This is a genomic window from Streptococcus sp. SCPM-O-B-15304 (M98) (assembly GCF_058200215.1).
The window spans coordinates 1-12,649 of the sequence record NZ_JBYQGQ010000006.1; the positions used below are offsets into that span (position 1 = coordinate 1).

Annotated in this window: 10 protein-coding genes; 1 reads left to right on the forward strand and 9 read right to left on the reverse strand. The window is 40.5% G+C overall.

Annotated elements, in window-relative coordinates; all coding sequences use genetic code 11:
- Positions 1-66: 66 nt before the first annotated feature.
- Positions 67-2,292, reverse strand: a complete 2,226-nt coding sequence (gene pbp2a / locus AC3E7H_RS04765) for a penicillin-binding protein PBP2A (RefSeq protein WP_490676199.1) — start codon at positions 2,290-2,292, stop codon at positions 67-69.
- Positions 2,293-2,380: 88 nt separating this feature from the next.
- Here pbp2a and AC3E7H_RS04770 point away from each other — a divergent pair, with 88 nt between their 5' ends.
- Entirely contained in the window at positions 2,381-3,256 is an 876-nt protein-coding gene (locus AC3E7H_RS04770) for an RluA family pseudouridine synthase (RefSeq protein ID WP_490676200.1), read from the forward strand.
- A gap of 73 nt (positions 3,257-3,329) precedes the next feature.
- Here AC3E7H_RS04770 and gap read toward each other — a convergent pair whose 3' ends face one another.
- The 8 genes from gap to jag form a co-directional block, all read right to left on the reverse strand.
- The gene (gene gap / locus AC3E7H_RS04775) at positions 3,330-4,340 is read right to left on the reverse strand and encodes a type I glyceraldehyde-3-phosphate dehydrogenase (RefSeq protein ID WP_000260668.1); all 1,011 of its coding nucleotides are present in this window, start codon (positions 4,338-4,340) and stop codon (positions 3,330-3,332) included.
- Between the two features lie 271 nt (positions 4,341-4,611).
- On the reverse strand, positions 4,612-7,263 hold the full coding sequence (adhE, locus tag AC3E7H_RS04780; RefSeq protein WP_000763948.1) for a bifunctional acetaldehyde-CoA/alcohol dehydrogenase: 2,652 nt from the start codon (positions 7,261-7,263) through the stop codon (positions 4,612-4,614).
- Positions 7,264-7,563: 300 nt separating this feature from the next.
- Positions 7,564-7,977, reverse strand: a complete 414-nt coding sequence (locus AC3E7H_RS04785) for an MORN repeat-containing protein (protein WP_000429327.1) — start codon at positions 7,975-7,977, stop codon at positions 7,564-7,566.
- Positions 7,952-8,407, reverse strand: coding sequence for a low molecular weight protein-tyrosine-phosphatase (locus tag AC3E7H_RS04790; protein ID WP_025171293.1), 456 nt, complete (start codon positions 8,405-8,407; stop codon positions 7,952-7,954). The genes AC3E7H_RS04785 and AC3E7H_RS04790 overlap by 26 nt, the downstream gene beginning before the upstream one ends.
- Before the next feature lie 48 nt (positions 8,408-8,455).
- A complete protein-coding gene (gene yajC / locus AC3E7H_RS04795) occupies positions 8,456-8,776 on the reverse strand; it encodes a preprotein translocase subunit YajC (RefSeq protein WP_049504890.1) in 321 nt (106 codons plus the stop codon).
- Positions 8,777-8,918: 142 nt separating this feature from the next.
- Positions 8,919-10,895: a transketolase gene (gene tkt, locus AC3E7H_RS04800; protein ID WP_490676201.1), complete on the reverse strand. Its 1,977-nt coding sequence runs from the start codon at positions 10,893-10,895 to the stop codon at positions 8,919-8,921.
- Between the two features lie 118 nt (positions 10,896-11,013).
- Positions 11,014-11,637, reverse strand: a complete 624-nt coding sequence (locus AC3E7H_RS04805; RefSeq protein ID WP_490676202.1) for an HI_0552 family protein — start codon at positions 11,635-11,637, stop codon at positions 11,014-11,016.
- 55 nt (positions 11,638-11,692) lie between these two features.
- The gene (gene jag, locus AC3E7H_RS04810) at positions 11,693-12,649 is read right to left on the reverse strand and encodes an RNA-binding cell elongation regulator Jag/EloR (RefSeq protein WP_049504883.1); all 957 of its coding nucleotides are present in this window, start codon (positions 12,647-12,649) and stop codon (positions 11,693-11,695) included.

Consider the following 12,649-nt stretch of genomic DNA (forward strand, 5'->3'; position numbering starts at 1 on the left):
GAATACTGACAAGTGAGGGTAAAAAAGACAAAGATTTGAATCCTTGTCTTTTAGCTTATAAACGTATTAGCGAAAGAGATCTACAATGGTATCCCATACAGTCTGAGCCTTTTCTTTAATTTTAGCATCTGAAATAGCTTTTCCTGCTTCATCGACCAGATTTTGTGCTCGTCCACGAATATCTGCTAATATATCATCCGACTGCGTACTAGTATCACTTGTAGTTTGTTTAGGTGTATTTTCTGGTGCAATACCATTCATTTTATAAGCATTTTCAACTGTAAAGGTGCTACCTGGCGTATATGGTAGGATTGTTTCCGCCATACTTCTAAAAATGTGAGCAGCACCATTCGAAGTTGAACCTGCTAAATAGTGATTTTCATCAGTAGTAGGGAAACCAAGCCAGTGACTAATCACTAAATCAGGGGTATAGCCAATCACCCATTGATCACTGGTATATTCTGGGTTAAAGGCTGCCTCTGTTGTTCCTGTTTTTCCAGCCATGACATAATCATCTGGAGACGAACTGACTCCTGTACCATTTGTAAAAGTACCTAACATCATACTGGTCATTTTATCAGCTACCGATTTGTCAACCACTCGTTTTTGAGTATTTTTATGAGTAGCAATCACTTGACCACTAGCATTTTCAATACGGGTGATAAAGTGAGCATCCGGCATGAGTCCTTCATTTGCAAACACTGCGTAGGCTTGGGCCATCTGAAGAGGGTTCGTTTCTACGCCACCACCTAAAGCTACTCCAAGCACACGATCTACATCGCTCATGTTGAGACCAAACTTTTCACCCGCTTCAAAGGCTTTATCAATTCCAAGTTCTTTAACAGTAGCTACTGCAGGTAAATTTAGAGATTTAGCCAAAGCTTGATACATGGGTACTTCTCGTGATGTCTTGATTCCTGCGTAGTTGTCTACTTTATAATCACCATATTGCATGGTATGATTATCCAACTCCTTATTAAGAGACCAACCCGCTTCAACCGCTGGTGTGTACACTATCAAGGGTTTAATAGTCGACCCTGGGCTTCTTTTGGATTGGGTTGCATAGTTAAAATTTCTGAAACCTGTTTTATCATCCCCGGCCACTCGACCAACAACTCCTCGAACTCCACCTGTTTTTGGTTCTAATGCGACACTACCAGACTCTGCATGTGTTCCATCTTCAGCTGTCGGGAAGAGAGAAGTATTTTGGTAGATAACCTGCATATTTGCTTGGTAATTTTGATCTAGCTCCGTATAAATTCGATAACCGTTATTAACGATTTCTTCCTCTGTTAGATTATACTTTTCAATAGCTTCATTAACAACTGCATCAAAATAAGAAGGATAACGGTAGTCTGATATTTTCCCTTCATAACTATCTTTCAATTGAGAAGCCATATCAACACTTGCTGCTTCTGCTTCCTTATTTTTATCAAGGTAGCCTGAAGCCACCATATTTTGCAAGACAGTATCTCTTCGATTAGTTGAATGCTCAATGGAATTCAGAGGATTGTACAATTCTGGGCCTTTAAGCATACCTGCTAAAGTGGCGGCTTCATCAAGAGTTAATTCCGATGCCGAAACTCCAAAGTACTTTTTACTAGCATCCTCAACACCCCAAACTCCATTACCAAAGTAGGCATTGTTCAAATACATGGTTAGAATTTCTTTTTTACTGTATTTTTTGGTTAATTCTAAAGCAAGAAAGAATTCTTTGGCCTTTCTCTGCACAGTTTGATCTTGTGAAAGATAAGCATTTTTCGCCAACTGTTGAGTAATTGTAGATCCACCACCCGAGCGACCAGCTGTTAGGATAGCTAGGAAAAAACGACCATAGTTAATTCCACTATTTTTATAGAAGCTTCTATCTTCTGTCGCAATAACAGCATTCTGCAAATCTTCACTAATTTCCGAGAGCTCAACGTAGGTTCCTTTTTGGCCTGACAAGGCACCAGCCTCATTCTCTTCTCTATCAAAAATCACCGTTCGTGTTTTCAAAGCATTCTGCAAGTCTGTAACATTTGTCGATTTAGCCAAGGCAAATAGATAAACCCCAACAAACAAGCTTACACTTAGTCCAAGAATTAGAAAGATTTTGGTCAAATGATAGCGACGCCAAAATTTTCGAATAGGTCCAACTTGCCCAGTTTTCTTTCGCCCACCTCTTGACCTTCTTAAATTAGTCGAGGTATTTTCTTCATTATTAACTTCATCGATTTCTATTTCTGCCATTTCAGATTCTTCTTTTTTAAATAAAGAAAGAAACTTTTCAAATAATGTATCTAATTTCATGCGTTTATTTTATCATCTTCCCCTTAGGAAGACAAGAATTTAGCTAGTTTCCCTATCCAAATAATCTATTTTTTGTTACAATATCTGTATGAAATTTACCTTTGTTATCCCTGATTCTCTTCCTGAAATGACTGTCAAAATCTTCTTGGAGGAGCAACTACTCATTCCGAGAAAAATACGGCATTTCTTGAGAATTAAAAAGCACATTCTCATCAATCAAGAAGAAGTCCACTGGCATCAAACTGTCAAAGCCGGAGATGAATGTCAACTGATTTTCGATGAGGAAGATTATCCTACAAAAGAAATTGTTTGGGGGAATCCTAATCTTGTCCAAGAAGTCTACCAAGACCAACATTTGATTATCGTTAACAAACCTGAAGGTATGAAGACTCACGGGAATCAACCAGATGAGATTGCTCTTCTCAACCATGTCAGCGCCTATGTAGGTCAAACTTGCTATGTCGTTCATAGACTAGACAAAGAAACAAGTGGACTCGTACTATTTGCTAAAAATCCATTTATACTGCCCATCCTCAATCGATTATTGGAGAAAAAAGAAATCTCCCGCGAATACTGGGCTCTGGTTGAGGGAAAAATAGGAACTAAAGAGCTTGTCTTTCGAGACAAAATCGGTCGCGATCGTCACGATCGTAGAAAACGAGTTGTGGATCAAAAAAATGGTCAATATGCCGAAACTCATGTAACTCGATTGAAACAATTTCAAAACAAAACTAGTCTCGTTCGTTGTCGATTAAAAACAGGGCGAACTCATCAGATTCGGGTTCATCTATCTCACCACGGACATCCAATCCTAGGAGACCCGCTCTACAATCCACACTCAAAAACTAAGAGACTAATGCTTCATGCATTTAAACTTTCCTTTGTCCATCCTCTGACCTTAAACAAATTAAGCTTTACTGCGCTATCAGACACATTTGAAAGAGAATTAAACCAAAATGGATGACACTATCATCCATTTTTTCTTATAGATACAAAAAAAGCAAGACCAGTTAGCCTTGCTTTTATCAACTCAAGAATTATTTAGCAATTTTAGCGAAGTATTCAAGAGTACGTACAAGTTGTGCAGTGTATGACATTTCGTTGTCGTACCATGAAACAACTTTAACCAATTGTTTACCGTCAACGTCAAGAACTTTAGTTTGAGTTGCGTCAAACAATGATCCGTAAGACATACCTACGATATCTGAAGATACGATTGGATCTTCTGTGTAACCGTATGATTCGTTTGAAGCTGCTTTCATAGCTGCGTTCACTTCATCAACAGTAACGTTCTTTTCAAGAACAGCTACCAATTCAGTAACTGATCCAGTTGGAGTTGGAACACGTTGTGCAGATCCGTCAAGTTTACCGTTCAATTCTGGGATTACAAGACCGATAGCTTTAGCAGCACCAGTTGAGTTAGGAACGATGTTTGCTGCACCAGCGCGAGCACGACGAAGGTCACCACCACGGTGTGGTCCGTCAAGGATCATTTGGTCACCAGTGTAAGCGTGGATAGTAGTCATCAATCCTTCTACAACACCAAAGTTGTCTTGAAGAGCTTTAGCCATTGGAGCCAAGCAGTTTGTAGTACATGAAGCACCTGAGATAACTGTTTCAGTACCATCAAGAACATCGTGGTTAGTGTTGAATACAACTGTTTTAACGTCGTTTCCACCAGGAGCAGTGATAACAACTTTCTTAGCTCCACCTGGGTGCAAGTGTTTTTCAGCAGCTGCTTTCTTAGCAAAGAAACCAGTAGCTTCAAGAACGATTTCTACACCGTCGTTAGCCCAGTCGATTTGTTCTGGATCACGTTCAGCAGAAACACGGATGAATTTACCGTTAACTTCAAATCCACCTTCTTTAACTTCCACAGTTCCGTCGAAACGACCTTGAGTTGTGTCATATTTCAACAAGTGTGCAAGCATAACTGGATCTGTAAGGTCGTTGATGCGAGTAACTTCAACACCTTCTACGTTTTGGATACGGCGGAAAGCAAGACGACCGATACGTCCGAAACCGTTAATACCAACTTTAACTACCATTAGTGATTTCCTCCTTATGAAAATCATGAAAATTTTATTGTGAAAAGAGTAACTTGAATCACTACAAATCACCTTTCAACATACCTATTATATAACTATTTGAGTTTAATTGCAAGCGCTGGCCTTGTTTTTCTGATAAGCTTTGGCAATATTTTCATTTCTTTACTTAGCCTTGCAGCCTACTCCAATTCTATGCATTTCTTAATAAAAACATATTCTCTAAGCATAAAAAACCGAGGTTTACCCTCGGTTTTGGCTGATAATTAATTAATTATTTACGGCGTCCTGGTCTTTCTTTGTAACCATAGTAAGCATCTTCGATGATTTCTTGCATATGGTCAACCATTGGAAGACGTGGGTTTGCAGGTGAACATTGGTCTTCATAAGCAAGGAAGGCCAACTCACGTGAATGTTCTTTCCATTCTTTTTCGTCAACACCTTGTGCTTTGAAGTTCATTTCGATACCTACGCGCTCACCGAGTTCGTAAACAGCTTTTGCAAAAGATTCAACCCCTTCTTCTGGTGTAGAAGCTGGAAGTCCAAGCATACGAGCGATATCTTGATATTTCTCGTCTGCACGGTAGTAGTTGTACTTAGGCCATGTAGCTGTCTTAGCTGGGCGAGTACCGTTGTAACGGATAACGTATGGAAGCAAGATTGCATTTGTACGACCATGGATTGTGTGGAATTGCGCACCAATCTTATGGGCCATTGAGTGAGAAATACCTAGGAAGGCATTGGCAAAGGCCATACCAGCGATTGTTGAAGCGTTATGCATTTTCTCACGTGAGTGGAAGTCTGCATTCTTAACTGAGCTTTCAAGGTTTTCGAATACAAGTTTGATGGCTTGAAGAGCAAGTCCGTCAGTATAGTCGCTAGCCATTTGCGATACGTATGCTTCAGTTGCGTGAGTCAATACGTCCATACCAGTATCAGCAGCAACAAATCCAGGCACTGTCAATACCAAGGCAGGGTCTACGATTGCCACAGTTGGTGTCAATGAGTAGTCAGCGATTGGGTATTTACGGTTGTTTGCTTTATCAGAGATAACGGCAAATGGAGTTACTTCAGATCCTGTACCAGATGTAGTTGGGATCGCGATGAATTTAGTCTTCTTACCAAGCAATGGGAATTTGAAGGCACGTTTACGGATATCCATGAATTTTTGTACAAGGTCACGGAAGTCCACTTCTGGTTGCTCGTAGAAGAGCCACATAACTTTAGCAGCATCCATTGGTGATCCACCACCAAGAGCGATGATTGTATCTGGTTTGAAAGAGCGCATAATCTCAGTACCACGTTCAACTGTAGTGATATCTGGATCTGGTTCTACATCTGCAAAGATTTGGTAAACAACCTTATTGCGACGAAGGTCAAGTTGTTCGATGATACGATCAAGGAAACCAAGCTCTACCATAGCATGGTCAGTAACGATCATGACACGCTCAACGTCACGACATTTTTGAAGGTATTGAATTGAATCACGTTCAAAGTATGTTTTTGAAGGAAGTTTCATCCATTGCATGTTATTTCTCCGTCTTCCGACTTTTTTGATGTTCAAGAGGTTAATGGCGCTAACGTTATCCCCAACTGAGTTACGTCCGTAAGAACCACATCCGAGTGTCAATGATGGCAAGAAGGCATTGTAAACGTCCCCGATACCACCGAAAGTAGAAGGTGAGTTACAGATAACACGAATAGCTTTAACAGCTTTACCAAATTCTTTAGTCAATTCTTCATCAGCAGTATGGATGGCAGCTGAGTGCCCAAGACCGTTAAATTCAACCATTTGACGAGCTTTGGCAATACCATCTTCACGACTTTCAGATTTCAAAACTGCGATAACTGGTGACAATTTTTCACGAGTCAATGGCTCGTTTTCACCAACTTCTTTACATTCTGCAGCAAGAATGTTTGTTCCTTCTGGAACAGTAAATCCTGCTTGTTCTGCAATCCAAGTTGCTGGTTTACCAACGATGTCAGCGTTCAATTTTGCACCAGCACAGTTTTTGCTGTTTGCTTTCACTCCGAAGCAGAACTCTTCAAGAAGAGCTTTTTCTTTTTTGTTTACAAAGTAAGTGTGGTAAGATTTGAACTCTGCTACAAATTCATCGTAAATTTCTTTATCAATGATAACCGCTTGTTCAGATGCACAGACCATACCGTTGTCAAATGATTTAGACATTACGATATCGTGAGCAGCTTGGCGGATGTTAGCTGATTTTTCAACATAAGCTGGAACATTTCCGGCACCTACCCCAAGAGCTGGTTTACCACATGAGTATGCCGCTTTAACCATGGCATTACCACCTGTTGCAAGGATAGTTGCAATACCTTCGTGGTTCATCAATGCACTAGTTGCTTCCATAGATGGTTCAGTAATCCACTGTACACAGTTTTCAGGAGCACCTGCTTTAATAGCTGCATCACGCACGATTTGAGCTGCGTGAGCTGATGATTCTTGAGCTGATGGGTGGAATGCAAAGACAATAGGATTACGAGTCTTCAATGAAATCAACGCTTTAAAGATTGCTGTTGAAGTAGGGTTTGTTGTTGGAGTGATCCCACAAACAACACCAACTGGTTCAGCGATAAGAGTCAATCCTGTTACATCATCTTCTTCGATAACACCAACTGTTTTAGTGTGGCGCATGTTGTTTACTACGTGCTCACAAGCAAATAGGTTTTTAGTTGCTTTATCTTCAAATACTCCACGTCCTGTTTCTTCAAACGCATGTAAAGCCAATTCTCCGTGAGCATCAAGTGCTGCAACTGAAGCTTTTGCTACGATATAATCGACTTGATCTTGGTCAAGTTTACGCATTTCTTCAAGGGCAACTAAAGCTTTTTGCACCAAACCATCGACATGCTTTTCAGCAGCGAGTTTCTTTTCTTCTGGTGTTACAGTTTTTTTATCAGCCATATTTTCCTCCATAGCTTTCAAGGATTGTAAGTCCTTTGTTAATTTTTTCACAAGTTTATTATAACTCTTTTTTAAACGTTTGTAAACAGTTTCATAGACATTTCACAAACTTTTTTTATTTGCTTGTGAAAACAATTTCAAATATACCCACACATGCACTTTTTCACTTAAAGTTTGTGAATTATTCCATAAAAGTTTTATTTTTCACAAACTTAGTTGTAAAAGAGTCTTGTAAGCCGTTTTTATTTCCATGTAAGCGCTTTCTGTTGTTCTGAAAGAATACCTCCTTCTAGGAGGAGGTTATTGTGCTTGTTGAAATAAACCTTGTTTGAAGTCCCCTTCATAGACTACTTCTTGTTCGGTAGTCAGTTTTCCTTTTCCTTCAGCTTGGCCATTTACAAAGTCTCCCTCATATAACCAACCTGCTTTAGCTTGGTAGGTACCTTTACCATTGAAGGCACCATTGCTAAATTCTCCAGTATAGGTATCACCGTTTGAGAAGGTAACAGTGCCCTGACCATTCATCTTACCACGAACTAGGCTCCCGTCATAAATAATAGCATCGTTATCCAGCTTAAGAACGCCCTGTTTTGGAAGATTGGTCAGAAATACGAGACCTGCACAGACAATAATGACAATCACTGTCGCAATTTCTAAACGGGGACGTGTTAAATAGACACTATATTTTTCATAGAGTTGTTTTAAATTTTCCATGTTCACTCTCATTTTCTAAGCGACTTAACCAAGCCTGGCAACCAGTTAAAACTCGGTCATAAGTTTCTTCAAAATCACCTGTATACCAGGGATCTGGAACGCTTTCAGATGCAAAAGGCTGTATCTTGTATTGTTGTTCTTGTGGACACATCTGACGCAAATCAGCGAGATTAGACTCATCCATCCCAATGATATAGTCAAAATACTCAAAATCTTTTTTAGAAATTTGTTGGGAAGTTTTTGAAGTATCATAAGGAACGCCATGACTTCGAAAGATGCCTTGCGTCCCTTTGTGGATTGGATTACCGTGTTCCCAGGAAGAAGTCGCTCGACTTTGAATCTCATATTTATCGGTCAGGGATTTCATTACAAATTCCGCCATAGGACTACGACAAATATTGCCAAGACAGACAAAGACAACTTTTTTCATCATTGTTCCTCTCATTTATAGAAAAACGGGAATGCATTCCACCCCGTTTTATTCTTCAATAGCACTGCCTTCTTCGATAACTGCACCTTCAGGTGTGACAGCTTCTTTGACTGGCAAAACTGTTCTAATTGCACCTAATTCGAAAGTCAAGTATACTCCGTCTACATCAAGTACAATCGTTTTGTTTTCAGTATCAACTTCGTCGACTGTACCGTAGAGACCACCGATAGTGATTACTTCGTAGCCTTTTTGAAGCTTATTGAGGCTCTCCATACGCTTTTCCGCTTGTTTCTTTTGAGAACGTTGCATGAAGAACATCAAGCCCAACATCAAGACAAGCATAATTAAAAATGTTAAATTCCCACCCATTATTTTTACTCCTTTGTAATTCAGATAAAACTACTATAACAAATTTTACGTGTTTTTACAAGATTAGGCCATGCTTTTATATCAAGAAAGAGGCTGGGACAAAAATTCCCAACCTCGACTTTTTTAGCAATATGCCTCTAGATTATTTCAAGTTCTTTACAAGTTCTACAAGGTTTTCAACTGTAAAGCCAAACTCTGCTAAAACTTTTGGTGCTGGGGCAGAGGCTCCAAAGGTATCAATACCAAGAACCGCTCCATCAAGACCAACGTATTTATACCAGTTTTGAGTTGCTCCCATTTCAACTGCTACACGACGACGAACTGCATTTGGTAGGATTTCTTCTTTGTAAGCTGCATCTTGCGCATCAAAGACGTCTGTAGATGGCATGCTAACCACGCGCACCTTACCACCTTGACTTGCCAATTCTTTAGCAGCTGCAACAGCTAGGTTTACCTCTGAACCTGTTGCAATCAAAATCGTGTCAAAGTCTGCTGCATTTTCATAAACGACATAAGCACCTTTCGCAACCTTATCAAAGTCTGTTCCTTCCTCAACAGTCAAGTTTTGACGAGTCAAGACAAGAACAGTCGGTGTTTTCTCGCTCTTAACTGCTTGATACCAAGTTGCTTGTGTTTCACGTGCATCTGCTGGACGGAAAACATTAAGGTTTGGAATCGCACGAAGACCTGCCAAGTGCTCAATTGGTTCATGAGTTGGACCATCTTCACCAACTGCGATTGAATCGTGAGTGAAGACGTAAGTAACTGGAAGACCTTGTAAAGCTGACAATCGAACTGCTGCTTTAAGGTAATCTGAGAATACGAAGAAAGTCCCTCCGTAAACACGAAGTCCACCGTGAAGAGCCATTCCGTTCAAAACGGTACCCATTGCAAATTCACGAACACCGAACTGGATGTTACGATTCAAGCGATTTGCATCATCTTGAAGCCCATCAGTTTTGATGTAAGTCATATTTGAATGAGCGAGGTCAGCTGATCCACCAAGGAAGGTTGGCAATTTAGCAGCCACAACATTCAAGGCATCCTGGCTTGAGTTACGAGTTGCTTGAGAGAAGCCATTTTCTAAAGCTGGGAAGTCTTCTGGCGTCAATTCAACTGGATCGCGTCCTTCGATGATTGCTTCCACTTCTGTAGCAAGTTCTGGGTGAGCTTCTTTATAATCTGCAACTAGTTTTGCCCACGCTTCATAGGCTGAAGCACCACGGTCTGCAACATTCTCTTTAAAGTCTGCGTATACTTCTGCTGGAATTTCAAACGGTTCGTAGTCCCAACCAAGTGCTTGGCGAGTTGCTGCAGTTTCATCAGCTCCAAGAGGAGCACCGTGTACGGCATTCGTTCCTTGTTTGTTTGGAGAACCATGACCGATGATAGTTTTGACTTCAATCAAAGATGGCTTCCCTGAAGCCTTAGCTTCTTCAATAGCAGCATGGATTGCATCCAAATCTGTCCCATCTTCAACCAAGGCTGTATGCCAACCGTAGGCATTGTAACGGTCACGAACGCTTTCAGTAAAGGAATCCTTTGTTTCACCATCCAAGTTGATGTCATTTGAATCATAAAGAACAACCAGCTTATCAAGTTTTTGCAAGCCTGCGTATGAAGCCGCCTCGCTTGAGACACCTTCCATCAAATCTCCGTCTCCACAGATAACGTAAGTATAGTGGTCAAAGATATTGTAGCCTTCACGATTGTACTTAGCTGCAAGGAAGCGTTCTGCTTGAGCAAAACCAGTCGCAGTTGCAATCCCTTGTCCTAACGGACCTGTTGTTGCATCAACTCCTGCTGTATGCCCGAACTCTGGGTGACCTGGTGTTTTAGAACCCCATTGACGGAAGTTCTTCACCTCATCCATACTCACATCTTCAAAACCAGAAAGGTGAAGGAGGGCATAGAGAAGCATTGAACCATGACCTGCTGATAGAATAAAGCGGTCGCGGTTGATCCAGTTTGGCTGGGCTGGATTGATACGGAGATTTTTTGTAAAAAGACTGTAAGCCATCGGAGCCGCACCCATCACCACCCCTGGGTGACCTGAGTTCGCTTTATTGATGGCGTCAATACCTAGAAAACGAATCGCATTGACAGATAGATTTGACATAGAATTTCCTTTCTCTTTGAGGTGATAGGTCTATCACGCATCTTATTTTACTATTATATGAAAAAATATCTAGAATAGCAATAAAACAATTTACTATAAAATGAATCAATCGATTATACTAATTTCTAGTTGCTTGATAGTAAGGTAATAGTTTTTCAAAAGATTTATCTAATTCATCTAAAAACTTGTCTAGAGATTGTCTGTCTGTCACTGGAACATCCGATTTAACTAAAACTTTGCGGACTTCCTGATGGGATAATTTTTCTCTTAAAATTTGACGATTTTCCTCAGTAGCCTCCATCTTGTGACTTTCTCCATTTGAGTAGACTAAATAGTAAATTCCGTCTACCACTGGAACTTCTAGGACCTTGGCTTGTTTGCCTAATGTTCGCTCATTCTTCTTACGCTCAATAAAACTCACTTCTAGTGAAACTCCAAAATCAGAAGGGCTTCCATACAAACGAAGGGCTAACATAGGTTCTGTCACTTCCCCCTCACGCTGTAGATAGGCCCAGAAATGCGGTCGCAAACGTTGGGCTTGATTCATCCACTGACTCGTCCCTTGGAGATCCCATTCTGGATGTCTTTCTTGAAAAGCCTTGGCTAAGTGTGTAAAGGCCTTTCTGGCCTTCTGCCCCTTGCTCCTCAAATAAAGCATTTTTTCAGCTTCTTGACCTGCCCTCTCGGGTTTTTGATACTGTAAACCAGAGTAAGCTAGATATTCTCTCATTGTATTCAACATAGGATCAACCTCCCTTAGCTAGCAAAAAATCAGGATGCCCCTGATTTTGCTTTGATTATTCTGTATCAACCACAACGTAACGATTTGGCTCATCACCTTCTGAATAACTAGTGACACCCTCCATACGTGAAATAATACGATGGATGATTTTACGTTCGCTGCTAGACATTGGATCAGTCACCTGACTACGCCCCTCTTCTAGGACACGTGTAGCTAACTTCTGTGCATAACTTTGCAAGACTTCTGCACGGTGTTCTACATAATCATTAACATTGATGGTAATATAGAAGGTTCTTGAATAGCGATTATAGAGATAATTCTGTGCTAAAAGTTGGAGAGATTTCAAGACCTTCCCGTGGTAACCGATAATACGGCCCGGTTCATTGGTATCAATTTGCATATTGATAGAACGACGATTTGAAGTGCTTGAGATTGCTCCCTCAACATCCATATCATCAATAATACCTTGAACATAGTTGGTCACTTCTTCGACCACCTGGTCAATATCATAGGTCGGTTCAATCTTCAAACCTAGATTTTCTAAATCATCATTCTGCTCGACTTCTTCCTGCTCTTTAGATTCTTCTGGCAGTAAATCTTTTAGAATGGCAATATGACCAGTCTCCTCTAAAATTGTACTAGCCTCTTTCTCATTTTTTAGAATTTCGGCCTTAACCTCTTCAGAGATCCCTTGTCCTTCTTCCTCGATTTTCTTGATTGCTTCAACAACATGACCTAAGTCTACTGTTGCCTCACTAACAGTCTTAACGGGTTCGTTCTTAGCATTAACTTCCTTTGGAACTCCCTTGACTGCTTGCTGATTTGCCTTCACAACAGTTGTCTCACTAATTGCTTCGATATCAACTTGCGCTGGTTTCTTCCCAAAAAGGCCAAAGAAACCTTTTTTCTCCCTTGAGACAACCTTAATATGCGCCTTCATTCTAGGAATCCCCAATTCCTTCAATCCCGTTTGGATTGCTTCCTCAACAGTTGAACCTGTAAATAATACCAT

Excerpts from the sequence above, each read along its gene's own strand:
- yajC (WP_049504890.1), bottom strand. The coding sequence starts at position 8,776 with ATGGGTGGGAATTTAACATTTTTAATTATGCTTGTCTTGATGTTGGGC.
- AC3E7H_RS04790 (WP_025171293.1), bottom strand. The coding sequence starts at position 8,407 with ATGAAAAAAGTTGTCTTTGTCTGTCTTGGCAATATTTGTCGTAGTCCT.
- AC3E7H_RS04785 (WP_000429327.1), bottom strand. The coding sequence starts at position 7,977 with ATGGAAAATTTAAAACAACTCTATGAAAAATATAGTGTCTATTTAACA.
- AC3E7H_RS04770 (WP_490676200.1), top strand. The coding sequence starts at position 2,381 with ATGAAATTTACCTTTGTTATCCCTGATTCTCTTCCTGAAATGACTGTC.
- adhE (WP_000763948.1), bottom strand. The coding sequence starts at position 7,263 with ATGGCTGATAAAAAAACTGTAACACCAGAAGAAAAGAAACTCGCTGCT.
- jag (WP_049504883.1), bottom strand. The coding sequence starts at position 12,649 with ATGGTATTATTTACAGGTTCAACTGTTGAGGAAGCAATCCAAACGGGA.
- tkt (WP_490676201.1), bottom strand. The coding sequence starts at position 10,895 with ATGTCAAATCTATCTGTCAATGCGATTCGTTTTCTAGGTATTGACGCC.
- gap (WP_000260668.1), bottom strand. The coding sequence starts at position 4,340 with ATGGTAGTTAAAGTTGGTATTAACGGTTTCGGACGTATCGGTCGTCTT.
- pbp2a (WP_490676199.1), bottom strand. The coding sequence starts at position 2,292 with ATGAAATTAGATACATTATTTGAAAAGTTTCTTTCTTTATTTAAAAAA.
- AC3E7H_RS04805 (WP_490676202.1), bottom strand. The coding sequence starts at position 11,637 with ATGTTGAATACAATGAGAGAATATCTAGCTTACTCTGGTTTACAGTAT.